The sequence below is a fragment of the Paenibacillus daejeonensis DSM 15491 genome, assembly GCF_000378385.1.
GTDB lineage: Bacteria > Bacillota > Bacilli > Paenibacillales > Paenibacillaceae > Paenibacillus_D > Paenibacillus_D daejeonensis.
Genome location: NZ_KB899665.1, coordinates 263,794 through 278,915, shown reverse-complemented (window position 1 = coordinate 278,915; position 15,122 = coordinate 263,794). Strand labels below are relative to the sequence as shown.

12 protein-coding genes are annotated in these 15,122 nt (G+C 48.6%); 1 reads left to right on the top strand and 11 read right to left on the bottom strand.

What is annotated here, in order from left to right:
- Positions 1-341: 341 nt before the first annotated feature.
- The 10 genes from F556_RS0119880 to F556_RS0119835 form a co-directional block, all read right to left on the bottom strand.
- Entirely contained in the window at positions 342-3,173 is a 2,832-nt protein-coding gene (locus F556_RS0119880) for a PA14 domain-containing protein (protein WP_020618751.1), read from the bottom strand.
- Positions 3,174-3,239: 66 nt separating this feature from the next.
- Positions 3,240-6,047: a PA14 domain-containing protein gene (locus tag F556_RS0119875; protein WP_020618750.1), complete on the bottom strand. Its 2,808-nt coding sequence runs from the start codon at positions 6,045-6,047 to the stop codon at positions 3,240-3,242.
- 206 nt (positions 6,048-6,253) lie between these two features.
- Positions 6,254-7,195 carry an LCP family glycopolymer transferase gene (locus tag F556_RS0119870; RefSeq protein ID WP_020618749.1) on the bottom strand — a complete coding sequence of 314 codons (942 nt, stop codon included), beginning with the start codon at positions 7,193-7,195 and terminating at the stop codon, positions 6,254-6,256.
- Positions 7,192-8,541: a UDP-glucose dehydrogenase family protein gene (locus F556_RS0119865; RefSeq protein WP_020618748.1), complete on the bottom strand. Its 1,350-nt coding sequence runs from the start codon at positions 8,539-8,541 to the stop codon at positions 7,192-7,194. The genes F556_RS0119870 and F556_RS0119865 overlap by 4 nt, the downstream gene beginning before the upstream one ends.
- A gap of 11 nt (positions 8,542-8,552) precedes the next feature.
- Complete coding sequence (locus F556_RS0119860; protein ID WP_020618747.1) at positions 8,553-9,941, bottom strand: sugar phosphate nucleotidyltransferase; 1,389 nt, start codon at positions 9,939-9,941, stop codon at positions 8,553-8,555.
- A 48-nt stretch (positions 9,942-9,989) separates the two neighbouring features.
- The gene (gene rfbD / locus F556_RS0119855) at positions 9,990-10,844 is read right to left on the bottom strand and encodes a dTDP-4-dehydrorhamnose reductase (RefSeq protein WP_020618746.1); all 855 of its coding nucleotides are present in this window, start codon (positions 10,842-10,844) and stop codon (positions 9,990-9,992) included.
- On the bottom strand, positions 10,837-11,394 hold the full coding sequence (rfbC, locus tag F556_RS0119850) for a dTDP-4-dehydrorhamnose 3,5-epimerase (protein WP_020618745.1): 558 nt from the start codon (positions 11,392-11,394) through the stop codon (positions 10,837-10,839). The genes rfbD and rfbC overlap by 8 nt, the downstream gene beginning before the upstream one ends.
- Positions 11,395-11,489: 95 nt before the next feature.
- The gene (locus F556_RS0119845; RefSeq protein ID WP_020618744.1) at positions 11,490-12,191 is read right to left on the bottom strand and encodes a sugar transferase; all 702 of its coding nucleotides are present in this window, start codon (positions 12,189-12,191) and stop codon (positions 11,490-11,492) included.
- Positions 12,188-13,096: a UTP--glucose-1-phosphate uridylyltransferase GalU gene (gene galU / locus F556_RS0119840; RefSeq protein WP_040717332.1), complete on the bottom strand. Its 909-nt coding sequence runs from the start codon at positions 13,094-13,096 to the stop codon at positions 12,188-12,190. The genes F556_RS0119845 and galU overlap by 4 nt, the downstream gene beginning before the upstream one ends.
- Before the next feature lie 350 nt (positions 13,097-13,446).
- Entirely contained in the window at positions 13,447-13,890 is a 444-nt protein-coding gene (locus F556_RS0119835) for a PilZ domain-containing protein (RefSeq protein ID WP_020618742.1), read from the bottom strand.
- A gap of 234 nt (positions 13,891-14,124) precedes the next feature.
- Here F556_RS0119835 and F556_RS0119830 point away from each other — a divergent pair, with 234 nt between their 5' ends.
- Complete coding sequence (locus F556_RS0119830; protein ID WP_020618741.1) at positions 14,125-14,493, top strand: helix-turn-helix domain-containing protein; 369 nt, start codon at positions 14,125-14,127, stop codon at positions 14,491-14,493.
- Between the two features lie 242 nt (positions 14,494-14,735).
- Here the strand turns inward: F556_RS0119830 and F556_RS0119820 are convergent, their stop codons facing one another.
- Entirely contained in the window at positions 14,736-15,011 is a 276-nt protein-coding gene (locus tag F556_RS0119820; protein WP_157272852.1) for a hypothetical protein, read from the bottom strand.
- Between the last annotated feature and the right edge of the window lie 111 nt (positions 15,012-15,122).

Genomic DNA, 15,122 nt, shown 5'->3' with positions numbered 1-15,122 from the left:
AAAAAAGATTAACCGACATGTGCCGGTTAATCTCATGTATGATGCCATACAGCTACTGTCGAATCGATTTACGGCAGTGGGCTCCAGCTTCCATCCGGATGAACGCAAATGTTTCCTCCAGGATACTGCCCAGGAAAACTAGGCGGAACACAATTTGAGATGACCGTCTCAAATTTAACCTGACTGTGTGTCAAAACGCTCGGCTTGACATATGGCTTCATTTTTCTCACCCTTTCTAGTTTTTTTTCGATACAATTTGTATCATATGGAAATCATACTAAATTCATTTTCTGCCGTCAAGCGTTTTTAGAAAACAAGCCTGTTCACTGCGAAACGCATCACTACGGGCTGTCTTCACCCCAGTAAACACCGCGAATATCATAATTCCAATGTGGGTACTGGGTCTGGATTCCGTGTTTGGAAGTATAGTAAAGTTTAATAGCTTCCCTCGGGAGTAATTCTGGAATATTAATAGCAAACTTCTCTCCAGCGTTTACTGTTTTGACTGTTTGACTACTTTTATCAGAGATAGGAGCAACAACTTCTCTTGGCTGGTTCTTACTAGCCCAGTAAATAGCAATATGGTGCTCATGATTATAGGGACTTCTAAAAGTAGCTTTTAGTTCATAGCTTCGCCCTGCTTCTAGCACAATTTGACCTCTGGAAAAACTTGAACATTCATCTATCACTTGTTTATTATTTATCCACAGCGTTACTTGACAAGAATCAGATTCAATAATAAATGTATATTCTTCACTATATTTAGGTTCAATTTTCCCCTTCCATTCATATGAACTTTTTTTAGCAGGTAGATCATTCACACTAATATGGTCCAATTCTCTATACCCTTTATAATCTTGCAACAAATCATCTGTATAAGCGATCTCTTTGAAGCCTCCTCCATTACGTAGAGGATATGCTCCCCATTGAAGTACAACCTCTCCTGATACTGTAGGCGTAAATGAAAACTTCGTTTCCCCTTCTAATACTAGTATTTCTGGTTCTATTATTAATGGTTGTAATTCCTTTTCTTTAACAAGCAAAAAACGCGGGTAATCTGCTGCAGGTAGCCTTACTGTCAACGTAGTTTCGGTTGATTCAAGAATTTCTATTTTACTGGAGCTATCTTCAAGTGGATCATAAATAGTTAGTTCAGCTCCTTCCCCAGCAATATTAGAGATTGTCACCTCATAATATTTTTCAGGCATATCGTATCTTAACGGATCTAAGACATCACGTTCACTCTCCCATGTTTGAGTGAGATCTCTTGTTACAATATAATAAGCAATTGCGTAGAAATCATTTTGTAACTGGTATGGGAGGACTGCAATATCCTCAATTAAATTTCGGCCGGATGCCTCTAAGCTTTCGTTACCTTCGTATGCTAGAGCTTCATCGTATGTTGTGATATTTTCTATGTTAATAAATCTTGGCTGTTCAATGTTCTCACCTAACTTCATTAAACGAACTATATTTTGAATAGCTATTATTTGTGGCCCAGCCTTAGCACGTACTTTGTTAGTAAGTTCATAATTGGCACGCTCTAATTCAGAATAGAACGCTTCTGGAAGTAAAGCAAACTCATTATCACTGGCTTTTGCTGCATACAAATTAATAGTCTTAATCCCCTTATGACTCTGAAAGATATAGTTCCGCATTGTAGTTTTTGTTCCTATGTGATGCATTACTTTAGCTATTCTTGGATCTTGCTCATTAACATTGCTAAGATTAGCTAGTTGTTTTGCGAAAAGTCCTCGGTACAGATTGCTCTCTGTCATCCAAACTTCAGCTGGTACTCCATTGCCCGGATGAGAAAATCGAAAGTGATCCTTCCATGGTCCAGGAAACGGTTGAAGATCTCGCACAACATACTCTGTCTGATAAGCATAAAACCATCTTTCAGGAAAAGCACTGATATGTTCAGGAATGAATCCTTGTTGATCCGGTTCGCCTCTAGCATTAAGCATTTTATCTGTTTTCAAAGAGGTGTTATTAGGGCTTATATCTGATCCTACAGGATGCCAATTTGTATAATAATGACGACTAAAACCAGCCTGTCCTGGCCACAGTCCTGCACCATTATCCCAAGGCCTCTGGTTAGCAAAACCATTAATGACTTTAACACCTGGTAAGTTATTAACAGGATCGGTAATATATTCGGCAGTTAAGGGAAAAATCACTTGCGATCCTTCTTCCTTCTTGTCTCCAATGCTGTAAGTGAGTTCCTGTGAAAAGGAAATGGGCGGGTCATAGTATTCATTAATATCTAAAAAATGATAGCCAAATGAAAGTTCATTCCAAACTTCAACATCAAAGCCGGCATCATTTAATCCTTCCGTGCCCATTGCACCCTTAACAAAGCTCGTTACCGTTTGAACATATCTCATCCATCCATCTAAAGTTTCTTGAGCAGAAATGTTATTTCTCCCATCAGAATAAATCTCTCCAGAAAATGGTCGATATTTCAATTGTGCTATTTTTATCATCTCAGCTGGCAAAGCTTTAGGCAGTGGTGCTGACAATGTTGCACGGCCATTTTTGTGATCAATTGCAGTAAAAATCGGATACATAAACTGAGCGATACCTTGAAGACCCGTATAATGTGGCACGATTGATTTAGAGTCTTTTAGATACAACTCCGTATCCCCTGCATTGGCAGGTTTTACGAGCGTAGTTTCCCACGTTTTCCCTGGTGCAGGTGATCCCGAATGACTGTTTAGGAGTATCAACGGCCGGATCTTATGTTTACGTAGAGCTTTGAGAATTTTGAGCATATCCTCCTGCTGGTGCTGATTTATTTTTTTATCATCTTCGAAATCTAGCGCTCCCCAGCCGATTTCAACTCTAGCAGATACAATTCCTGCCTCTGCAAGGAGTTGTGCCACTGCATCAGCTTCTTCAGGAGCTGGATTAAAAACGACCCCCAAAGCTTCCAAGAAATTGGATGAGTCCCGTGTGTCCATATAAGCTCTCCAAGGCGCATGTTGATAGGAGTGCCATCCAAATGGTATCTCCTGTTGAGACCAGTCAACATAAGGACCGTCTAAAGAAATCGTATCCGCAGGCAATGATGAAGAATCACTGTTACCTTTCACAAAAATTAATGTAGTAAGAATGATGATGAATAACAAGACAATGCTATACTTTTTATTCCAAGCATTATTAATACGCATTCTCAGCCACCTCCACATAAAAAAGGCTCCCCTATGGGAAGCCTTAAATACTTCTTATCTATATAGTCATTTCCAAATTACGCCCTTCACATCATAGTTCCATCGAGGATAAGTGGTTGTAATACCCTGACTTTCCAGATTAATTTTAACTCCTTCACCTAAAAGAAGCTCTGGTATACTTAAATTAACTCTTTCACCAGCCTTGACTGAAAAAGCTTGCTGTTTAGAAGTATCTATTACAGGTGAAACAGTCTCTCTTGATTGACTTGAGCTACCCCAGTAAAGAGCGACGCGATGCAAGTAATCATAAGGATTAGCGTACTCGACAACTAATTTATAGGATTGACCAGCCTTAAGTTCAATGTCCCCCATATTGCTCTTTCCGCATCCCTCAACAATTAGCTTCTCATTGACCCATACCTTAGTATTACAGGTGTCTGCATCAACGATAAAAGTGTATTTCTCCGAATATTTAGGGCTAATTTCACCTTTCCATCGATACGAGCTTTTTCGAGCGGGCAAATCACGAAAATCAATTTTGTTAACTAAAGTGGCTCCCAACGAATCTCGGAACAAATCACTAGCGAATGCTTCCTGCTCAAAAGCTCCACTTGAACGGAACGGATATGCGCCCCAAGTTACAACTGCATTAGCATCAACGTTACTCGTGAATGATAATTCAGCCCCTTTTACGTTTTTATTTAAGACAGGATTTAATACAAGTGGCTTTACTCCATCCTCTTGAATAATCAAGAATCGAGGATAGTCAGTAACCTCCAACTGGACGGAGATCCAGTCGTTTCCTGCTTGCTTGATAGTTACAGGCATCGTTCTTCCAGTCATCGGATCATATGCCTGAACTTTGGCGCCGCTCCCTTTAACGTTTGACAATTTAATATCATAACTTTGAATTGGCATATCATAACGGCCAGGGTCCAGTGCATCCTTGCGACTATCCCAAGACTGAGTAACATTGCGCGTAACAATATAGTAACCAACGGCAAACTGGTTGTGTTGTAATTGATAAGGTAATACAGCAAGATCTTCAGCCTGGTAACGATCCGGAGCGGATGCTGTCCCATTCCCTTTAAAGACAATCTGTGGCTGCTGAGCCCGTATCTCGTCTACTCGGATGGAGCGAGGTTGTTCTATCGAGCTGCCTTGTTGCATAAGCTTCGTAACGTTAGAAATAACTTCCAATTGAGCTCCCGTCTGACGGCGCACGCTCTCCGTTAGTTTGTAATTGTTCTTCTGCAGCTCTGTAAAAAACGACTCTGGCAGCAATGCAAAAGAATGATCTTTCTCTTTAGCTGAGTAAAGGTATATTCGCTCAAGTCCCTTATGCGATTGAAATATATAGTTTCGCAGTGTGGTTTTTGCTCCAATGTGATGCATTAAGTGAACCATGCGTGGATCCGTTAACGAAACCTTGCTACTAAAACTAAGAAACTGAGCAAAAGGATCTCTATACAAGTTTGACTCCGTCATCCATACTTCCGCTGGTGTTCCACTCCCTGGGTGGGCATAACGATGATGGTGGCCCCGAGGTCCCGGAAAGGGCTGAAGGTCCCTTACAACAAATTCTGTCTGGTAGGCATGGTACCATCGTTCCGGAAACGAACTTGTATGACTAGGGATGAACGGAGTGGTGAGGGGCTTGCCTTGTGCATCCAGCATGGAGTCCCGTTTCAGGTTCATATTATTTATGCTCATATTAGAACTCAGAAAATCCGTTCCTGTATAGTAATGCCGGCTGAAGCCGTCTTGGTCTTTCCACATTTCTGTGCCATTGTCCCACGGTCTTTGGTTGGAGAAGCCATTAATGACTCGAACACCAGGCAAATTATGTGCAGGGTTATTTACATAATTAATTGTTAATGGAAAGATAACTTGAGCGCCCTCGACTTTTAGATTGCCTTCGGTGTAGGTGGGCTGCTGCGAGAATTGAAGCTTCGGATTATAATAATTATTAATATCCAAGAAGTGAAAACCGAAAGAAAGCTCATTCCATACTTCGACATCGAACCCAGCATCTGTAGTTGAGCCGTTATTCAATGTGCTCTTTACGAAAGAAGTAACCGTAGCAACGTATTTTAACCACCCGTTGATGGTTTCCTGCGCTACAGGGTTGGGTTTACCATCAGCCCAAATTGTGCCTGAAAATGGTTGATACTTAATCTTGGCCAAGCGAATATTCCCCTTAGGTAACGCCCTCGGGAGCGGAGCGGATAAGGTTGCCTTACCGGTAGAAGAGTCAATTGCGGTTATCACAGGATACATCATATGAGATAAACCTGTGAGGCCAGTATAGCGAGGCACGATTCCCTCCACTGACTCTAAGTAAATCTCCCGTGCACCACTGGCTGCATTTTGTTTGAGAACCGTATTCCATTCCACACTTGGGGCAGGGCCCCCAGAATGTGAGTTTAACAAAATAAGCGGACGAATATTATGCTTGGCCAAGGCTTGCAGGCGAGCCCGTAAATCTTCCTCCGTTGCAGGTCGCAGTCGATTGTCATCCTCATAGCTGAGCGACCCCCAACCAACCTCGATTCGCGCATGGCGAATTCCCGCCTCTGACAGCACCTGCGCAGTAGCATCAGCCTCTGCTGCAGTTACACCATTAAATACAACCCCCAAACTATTCAGGTATTTATTCTTATCCCATGTGTCCATATAAGCACGCCAAGGCGTCAGATAATAGGAGTGCTGTCCAAATGGCACTTCTTGTTGACGCCAATCTTCATAGGGCTGGTTGTTTGGCAATCCTGTCGCCTCCTGACTGACTAAGGTAGTCGTAGCAGCAATGGATCCTGAGCACCCGATTACGAGAATCAGTAACCCAATCATTAAATACCAACCTATTTTTTTCATCACGCATCAAGCCCCTCTATCGTTGATTGTCACATGTTGTAGAGGCTCTACTGCGAACATAGACTACCAATACTAGTAACGATTACTAGTCTATGATAATGGATGTCACATATTGTTATAAATAGGCACATTTTCTCACTTTTTGTCGAGGAATAATGGCCTATGGCTGCACTTCCTTCGTCCTACCTTGCTTCGATGGCTCTACTTTACAATTGCGCTTTCAATAGCTCGTGGATACGCGTACGCTCCTGATCGTCCACGATGTAATACCAGACGCCGCCAATCTTCCGGCCTTCGCCATTAATCTCTTCCGAACGGCTGCTGCGCAGCGCATTACGGTAGCCCATTGCAAAATTACGCATTTCCTGAAAGCTTGCATTGGTCCGGACATACTCTCCCGCTGTATGCAGCAGTTGGTCCAGCTTGGTTACAGTCGAGAGCTGCATGGCATCTTGCAGTAGGGCCTGGATGATCTGACGCTGGCGTGTATTGCGTCCCAGGTCGCCCCGGGGATCATCCATCCGCATTCTGGAGTAAGCCAGTGCATCCGTACCATTAAGACTGAGTTGTCCTGCTGCGAACGATTGCCCGTCCAACTGAAATGCAAAATCGTTGTTGACCTCGACCCCGCCGAACAGGTCGACGAGATGGGCAAAGCCATCCATGTTGACCTTCACATAATAGTCAATCGGGAAGTCAAGAAAATGCTCCACTGTGGCCAGCGACATCTCAACACCGCCGAAGGCATACGCATGGTTAATCTTGTCCGCTTTGCCACGTCCGATGATCTCCGTTCGCGTGTCCCTGGGGATGTTGAACATCAGCATCGTTTCTTTCACCGGATTAATGGAGAGCACAATCATGGTATCGGAACGACCGCGGTCACCTGCCCGCTCGTCCACACCAAGTGCAAGGATCGTGACCGACTCTCGGTTGGCCAGTCGCTCCGGCGCAGGCGCACTCGTCGCTTGCTTCACCTCCGGGTCCTTGCTGACATAGAGCGGTTTGACTTCTTCCACCTGCTCATACATCAGCGAGACAGTATCTTCTACAGCATTGTACATGCGCCAGCCATAGGCCAGTCCCCCAAACAGAATAAGCGCGGTCAGCACGCCACAGCCAATCAGCACCTTGCGCTTCCTGTTCATAACTGTAGCTGCTCCGGCGCTTGCGGGGCTACATTCTGTGGAGCGTCTTCCAGCCGAGGACGTCCGACGCAGCGATAGATGAAGCCAGAGGATGCCGCATCCGCTTCAGAGTAGAGATTGCGGCCATCGATTAACACCGGCTGCCGCATCCGCCGCTTCATCGCATCCCAATCGCAGCCTGCGAATTCCTGCCATTCGGTCAGCAGGCACAGCGCGTCTGCCCCATCCAGTGCGGCCATCGCTTCATCGCACCATACAATCGCTGTATCCTTTACTATATGCCGAGCATTCGGAATGGCAATCGGATCATAGGCCCGAATTGCCGCCCCTTTTTGGACCAGCTCTGCGATAATATCGAGCGCGGGAGCATCTCGCATATCGTCGGTATCCGGCTTGAACGCCAATCCCCAGATGGCAATCGTGCGGCCTTGCAGATCTCCGCAGACCGACTCCAGCTTGCGGACAATATTCAATCGTTGATCCGTATTGACCTCTACCACGGACTTCAGCAGCTTGAACTCATAGTCGACATGACCGGCAATCTGAATCAAGGCCTGCGTATCCTTAGGGAAGCAAGAACCCCCGTAGCCAATCCCCGCTTTGAGAAAGGCCGGCCCGATTCGGCGGTCGTATCCCATGCCTTGCGCCACCTTGGTTACATCTGCCCCTACCTTCTCACAAATGTTCGCGATCTCGTTAATGAACGAAATCTTGGTAGCAAGAAACGCGTTGGAGGCATACTTGATCATCTCGGCACTGCGAATATCCGTTACAAAAATCTGTTCGGTTAAGGGCTTGTGCAGCTGGCGGAGCAGCTCCAGCGGGCGCGCGTTCTCCACGCCAATGACAATACGGTCTGGATGAAACGTATCCTGTACAGCAGAGCCCTCCCGGAGAAACTCCGGCACAGATACCACGTCGAATGGATGAGCAGAGAGACCGTCGATGATTTCGGCAATCCGCTCGTTGGTTCCGACCGGCACCGTACTTTTGGTCACGATGATCGTATAGTCTTCCAGGGCAAGTGCAATTTCTCTAGCCGCCTGCTCGATATATGCCAGATTCGCCTCGCCGCTCGGAAGCGGGGGCGTTCCGACTGCGATAATGACCAGCTCGGCTCCACCCACCGCCGTCGCCAGCTCCGTCGTAAAGTTCAGCCGCTCCTCCGACAGCCCCCTCTGCAGGAGCTCCTCCAGACCCGGCTCATGGATCGGCACCTCGCCTTGCTTCAACCGGGCAATCTTGCCTGCATCGAGGTCAACCGCCGTCACTTGGTGACCCAGCTCTGCAAAGCAAACGCCCGACACCAAGCCGACATATCCTGTTCCAATTACCGCGATTCTCATCGTTCCACTCCTCATGATCTACTCAAAAGCACAATATCCTGCCAATCCATATGAAGCCGGATGATATCCTCTTCGATTAACTCGGATCCCGATTGCACCTCGATGATTTCGAGATTGGTAACAGCTCTTAGGCTGTGACGGCTCCCAGCAGGAATCCGCACGACATCGCCTGCTACGACACGGCGCAGCTCCCCATCCTGGACCAGCTCACCCTCGCCTGAGACGATCGTCCAGATCTCATTGCGCTTCAGATGAAGCTGGTAGCTCAGGTTGCAGCCGCTCCGGATGGCGACACGTTTGGTCAATACCTCGTCCCCGCTCTCGGCGATCAGATGATCAATGATGCGATAATGGCCCCAGCGGCGCTGCTCATACATCGGCCTGCCTTCCAGCGGCTTCAGCACTTCCTTGATGCGTGGACTGGCAGACTTGTCGCAGACCAGAATGCCGTCGGGACTGGCAGCAACCACCACATCCGACAAACCGACTACCACGACTGGAATATCCAGTTCATTGATGAGATGGGTATTGCGACTATCCTCGGTCAGGATGCCTTTGCCCATCAATGGGTGCCTCATCTCCTCAGTGAGTGTGTTCCATGTTCCCAGGTCCCGCCATTCTCCTGCATAAGGAGTAACCGCAATCTGTTGCGCGCGCTCGACGACCTGAAAATCGAAGCTGATCATCGGCAGCTTGGCGTATTGCCGCACCATCTCGTCATACTGAATGGGCAGCTCCATTGCGATCAACAGATTAATCAGATAGTCCAGCTTAAAGGCAAAAACCCCGCAATTCCAAAGCGCAGCCTGCTCAATCAGCGCTGCCGCTTCTTCCTGGCGGGGCTTCTCCTGAAAACGGCTTACCTGGCTGTAGGAAGGCTTCTCTCCCCCGTCTCCAGCGACAGCTGACCCGCTTCGGGGAACAATATAGCCATATTTCTCAGAAGGATAGGTCGGTTGTACACCGATTAGCGCAAGATCTGCACCGCTATCTCCGAGCACCTGCGGCAAGCTCGCAATCGTCCGGTAGAAGCCGGTCTCCACGTAAGGATCAACGGGCAGCACCACGATCGTCTCCTCCAGACTGACACCTTGGACAGAGTACAGATAAGCTGCCGCTAGTGCGATGGCCGGGAAGGTATCTCGACGCTGTGGTTCAACCACAATCGGCGTATCCTGCCCGAGCTGGGCATGAATCATCTCCACCTGGCTTTTACTCGTTGCGATACATGCCTGCTCCTGCAAGCCTGCATCGGCCAACTGCCGCCATACGCGTTGGACCATCGATTCCTGGACGCCTGCCGGGTCCTCCAGCACCGGGAGAAACTGCTTGGACCTGGCATCGTTGGATAGCGGCCATAACCGCTTGCCGGAACCACCGGATAATAAGACTAATCTCATGCACAAACGCCCCTTACCTATCCAATTTAAAATCATCATCCTTAGTTGTTACACACGCTTCGTGAGATAGTCCGCCAGTGCCTCCCGCCAGTGGCGCATCGGTGGGAATCCACCAGCTGCCAGACTGGCATGTGCCAGTACAGAGTAAGCGGGCCGACGCGCCGCCCTGGGAAATTCAGCGGATGACACAGGCTCAGGTGACTTGCCGATGCCACTTAACTCAAAAATGGCCGAAGCAAATTCATGCCAGGAGCAGCTGCCTGCATTCGTAACATGATAAATCCCGTATTTGTCTGTGGCCAGCAGGCGCAGAATGCAGGCACTCACATCCTCTGTCCAGGTGGGCGAACCGACTTGATCATCGACCACTTGAATCGGCATATCCCCCCGTGCCAGCTCCAGCATCGTCTCCACAAAATTACGGCCATGGCGGCCATACATCCAGGAAGTACGAATAATGTAATAGCGCGAGTGCAGCTCTTGCACATAGGCCTCTCCTGCTGCCTTGGTCTGACCATACACGTTGATCGGTTCCACCGACGTCGATTCCAGGTAAGGCGTGGTATGACCACTACGTCCGAACACGTAGTCCGTGCTGATATACACCAATTTGGAGCCGAGCTCTTCAGCAATGACTGCCAAATGACGTGTACTATCGGCATTAACCAGCCAAGCCTTGTCAGCCTGACTCTCAGCCTGATCCACACCGGTAAAAGCTGCCGAGTGGATGATTGTATCCGGACGAACCTGGCGCAGCCAGTTAGCCGTTGCTTCATAGTCCGTCACATCCAGTTCATCCCGCCCCGGACCGCTGACCTCATGCCCGCTTTCCATCAGCTGCTGGACAAGATCAGAGCCTAGCTGGCCGTGGGCTCCTGTTACCGCTACCCGCAGCTTAGTCATCCAGTGCACCGTCAGCACGCGCGACTTGCAAGAGCGGCAGCTGCTCATCTTTCGCGGAGAGAGTAGGTGTAGCTACTGGCCAATCGATGCCCAATATTGGATCGGACCACAGGATTCCACTGTCCAATGCCTTATCGTACGGCGCATCCACCTTGTAGTAGACATGTGTGTCCGGCACCAGGGTGCAGAAGCCATGAGCGAATCCAGCAGGCACCAGCAGCTGTCTCCCATTGCTCTCACTCAGAATGACGCCCACCCAATGACCATAGGTCGGTGAACTCGGACGGATGTCGACCGCCACATCGTAGATGGCTCCACTGCCGACTCGCACCAGCTTGTTCTGGGCCTTGGGTGCGCGTTGGTAATGGAGGCCACGAACCGTGCCAGCATCTCTTGAATAGGAATGATTGTCTTGTATAAATGCGATGGTCAGACCTAGACTGGCAAATGTGTCTGTGTTGTAGCTCTCCTCAAAATATCCGCGGTGGTCACCGTAGCGCGCCGTTTCAATCAGCAGTACATCCTCCAGTCCCGTAGGCAAAATCTTCACTTCGTCAGCTCCTCTGTCCGCATGGTCTTCTTCATATGTATGCCGCTTCTAAAGGAATCTTGCCATCCGAACAGACTGTTGGACTCTCTCACTGATTAGTAGGCGTCCTTGGCTCCGAGCATCACGCGCACCGTGCGGAACATGATTTTGAGATCATACATTGTGCTGCGTACCCGAATATATTCGAGGTCGAGATCGACCATCTCTTTGAAGCCGATTGTACTGCGGCCACTCACTTGCCAGAGGCCCGTGCAACCCGGTACCACCGATAACCGCCGCTTCTCGAATGCCGTATAGCTCTCGACTTCGCTAGGCAGTGGCGGTCTTGGACCGACCAGACTCATCTCACCCCGCAATACATTCCACAGCTGCGGGAGCTCGTCGATACTGGTTCGGCGGATCAGCCGTCCGATCCGCGTTACGCGAGGGTCCTGCTTCATTTTGAACATCGCGCCGCTTACCTCATTATGGGATCGCAGCTGTTCCAGCAGTTGGTCGGCGTTACTGACCATCGAACGCAGTTTGTACATCCGGAATGGCTTCTCATCCTTGCCAATACGGGTCTGGTGGTAAAACACGCGTCCCCGCGGATCCTCCAGCTTGATCAGTACAGCAACAACAATGATTAGTGGCGAAAGGATCAGCAGTCCTCCTAATGAACCCAGAATATCTATGCAGCGTTTGAGTAAAAGATAGTTCCGTCTCTCAAGGGACTGGGCAGACCCCGCTAGCGGATAATAACGATTGGATTCCGCAGTCACGAGCTCCGGTTCTTGAGTTGGCGTCGGCAGACTCATCTAGATTCACCTTGGACGGATACCAGCTTGTTCATGAGCTCCTTCTCCAGGATGCTCTCCAACGCATTGACCAGCGGTGCCCGCAGCTCCTGGTTGCGAAGCGCGAACTCCAGTGAGGTTAGAATAAAGCCCAGCTTCTCGCCCACGTCATAACGAATACCTTCGAAGTCATAGGCATAGACGCCACTGGATTCATTAAGCCGCTGAATCGCATCTGTGAGTTGGATTTCTCCACCCGATCCGGTCTCCTGCAGCTCTAAATAATTGAAAATCTCTGGCGTCAGTACATAGCGGCCCATAATGGCCAAATTGGAGGGCGCCTGGCCCAAAGGTGGTTTTTCTACGAATTCCCGCACCCGAACCAGACGGTCGATAGCTCCCATTGGATCAACAATCCCATACCGATTGGTCTGCTCGTAGGAAACGGTCTGTACACCAACAACCGATGAGCCAACTCGCTCGTATTGTTCAATCAACTGGCGAGTGCATGGTACTTGCGCTTGGACAATATCGTCCCCCAGCAGGATGGCGAACGGCTCGTCACCAATGAAGTTACGCGCGCACCAGACCGCGTGCCCTAGACCTTTTGCTTCCTTTTGGCGAATATAATGAATGTCCACCACCGATGATTTTTGCACCTCGCGAAGCAAATCATGCTTCCCTTTCTCGAAGAGCGTCTGCTCCAGCTCGAAGGCATTGTCGAAATGATCCTCGATGGCCCGCTTGCCTTTGCCTGTGACGATGATGATATCCTCAATACCCGAGGCAATGGCCTCCTCCACAATGTACTGAATGGTAGGCTTGTCGACGATCGGCAGCATTTCCTTCGGCATCGCCTTGGTTGCCGGCAAGAATCGGGTGCCCAGACCGGCAGCGGGAATAATGGCTTTTTTGACTTTTTTCATCATCCATCACCTATCCTATTCTCTTTTTTGGGGGACGCTCTACTTGCGTAGGAGCTCTATAATGAAATGAATCCAAACAACAAAGGGGCTCAAGCATTGGATAGACTTCTACTAAATATGAGAGGTCCATCCTCGGGCATCTAACCCGACCTCGCATCATACCCTTGACGATCTACGTCTAAGGCGCGCAAATGCCCACAGCATGACCGAGTCCCTCCAGTGATAAAGGTGCAGGAGGGTTGACCTTTTTTGCGGCAGTTTCCCACTTTTTACGCGTTTTGCGTTATAATACTAGAGATGCAAGTAAGGATTCTGTAATCCCATCACAGGGCGGAGGCAGCCTGAAGAGGTCACACAGGGCGCTGTGACAGTCCGCTAAGATGCTGATATAGAGAATGGATTTTGGCTTGTGACGGACTTTGCTGCAGCAGCAGCCGGTTCAGCAAGCAGATGAGCTTGTGTTGTTGCGAGGCCGAAGGTGCGGGTACATAGACGATGCCATACTCATAGAAATTGCCCTGCTGCCGTTTCCACCGGATCTGTCCGCGCAGCTCTAACGCCATGGGCTCCTGCAGGGTCAGCTTCACCGTATAATCTCCGCTTACAGGAAGATCCAGCACCGACAGGAAGGCCAACCCTCCTTGGCTGGCATTGAGCACAAGTACCGGTCTTGACCGAGTAACAATAGCCTGTCCCCTAATCTCACAGATTGCCATGTCAGCGATCAGCGACGGGCTCAGCTGCAGTCGAAGATGCCTGCGCCGGGATACTTTGGTCTTGGTGCGAATGATCATACGCCACTTCCGTTCGCGAAATTATGACACGGCCCGAATAAATGTGTCACAGAATGAGAATACTGATGAATTGTGATACATAACGTATCATTATGAACCTTACTTTACGATACAGAACGTAACAAGTCAAGACCTTTCGGACAGTTTTTTTGATTTTTGCGACTAATTGTATCATTGCATGCAATAGTCGTTTCTACATATTATTATGAGGCTAACAGGGTTAGGAGGAGCATAATGATTACTGGTAGACGAATTGCACAGCTTCGCGAGGCACAAGGGTGGACGCAGGAACAGACGGCGACGCTACTTGGCATCTCTCGGGCAGCATTATCGCATTACGAGAAAAACCGTCGTGAGCCTGATATGGAGACACTCTCCAAGTTTGCTGATCTATTCAAGGTGTCCATCGATTACCTGGTCGGTCGCACTGAGAATTCAGATATGGTTCTGAGCGAGGATACCCGGAGCTTCGTCGACCGACTGGAACTGTCAGACGATGAAATCCTGGAGAAGTTTGATTTGACCATTGACGGCCGCAAGCTGACGCCTGAGGAATCGCGGCGGTTTATTGCCTTTGTCCGGGCTGAACGTAATATGAAGTAGACGGAAGGGGTCGTAAGGATGCACTGCCTACAGTTGGCGGGACACCTTACAGTACAAAACCCCCGTTACCGGGGGTTTTCTCGTTTTTGAAGTTGTACCGATAAGTCATATGGAAGCTTGGCTTCGCTAATTCCCAACTGCTGCAGGATGTCCCTAATGTCGAGTCTAACTGAAGTCGAAGACGCCAGGGTCTCCTCTTTCTTCTCTTGATTCCCCATTACCAGCACTCCCATTCCCCATCCCTATATTTTCTCTATCTCCAAAACCAACACTTGTATTATAGCTAAAAACTGGCAGACTTGACTGTCGGATGCTCGTTGTCGGATTGCGCTTTTTTCATCTTTTTTTGTCGAATGAAGGGCCGGTATATAGCTTATGGTCTGTATGCTTGACTCACTTTGTCGAATGCGATCTAGCTGTCCTTTTGCATACTCATGCACTTCTATGTATTGAATTAGACTCTCTTCTTTCTCAAAAGTTTCCCTCGCCAGATCCATAATTTCCTCAAATTTACGCACTACTCCGTCCTCTTTGACCAGTATATGCAGGCTCGGCACCAGGAAGACCAAGCCCACGCGCCACTGATCCGCTACCACTCGCTGAACGCAAAAAAAGCGGAAGCCCGATGG

Coding starts and splice junctions, on each gene's coding strand:
- F556_RS0119880 (WP_020618751.1), bottom strand. CDS start 3,173: ATGCGTATTAATAATGCTTGGAATAAAAAGTATAGCATTGTCTTGTTA.
- F556_RS0119875 (WP_020618750.1), bottom strand. CDS start 6,047: ATGAAAAAAATAGGTTGGTATTTAATGATTGGGTTACTGATTCTCGTA.
- F556_RS0119870 (WP_020618749.1), bottom strand. CDS start 7,195: ATGAACAGGAAGCGCAAGGTGCTGATTGGCTGTGGCGTGCTGACCGCG.
- F556_RS0119865 (WP_020618748.1), bottom strand. CDS start 8,541: ATGAGAATCGCGGTAATTGGAACAGGATATGTCGGCTTGGTGTCGGGC.
- F556_RS0119860 (WP_020618747.1), bottom strand. CDS start 9,941: ATGAGATTAGTCTTATTATCCGGTGGTTCCGGCAAGCGGTTATGGCCG.
- rfbD (WP_020618746.1), bottom strand. CDS start 10,844: ATGACTAAGCTGCGGGTAGCGGTAACAGGAGCCCACGGCCAGCTAGGC.
- F556_RS0119845 (WP_020618744.1), bottom strand. CDS start 12,191: ATGAGTCTGCCGACGCCAACTCAAGAACCGGAGCTCGTGACTGCGGAA.
- galU (WP_040717332.1), bottom strand. CDS start 13,096: ATGAAAAAAGTCAAAAAAGCCATTATTCCCGCTGCCGGTCTGGGCACC.
- F556_RS0119835 (WP_020618742.1), bottom strand. CDS start 13,890: ATGATCATTCGCACCAAGACCAAAGTATCCCGGCGCAGGCATCTTCGA.
- F556_RS0119830 (WP_020618741.1), top strand. CDS start 14,125: ATGATTACTGGTAGACGAATTGCACAGCTTCGCGAGGCACAAGGGTGG.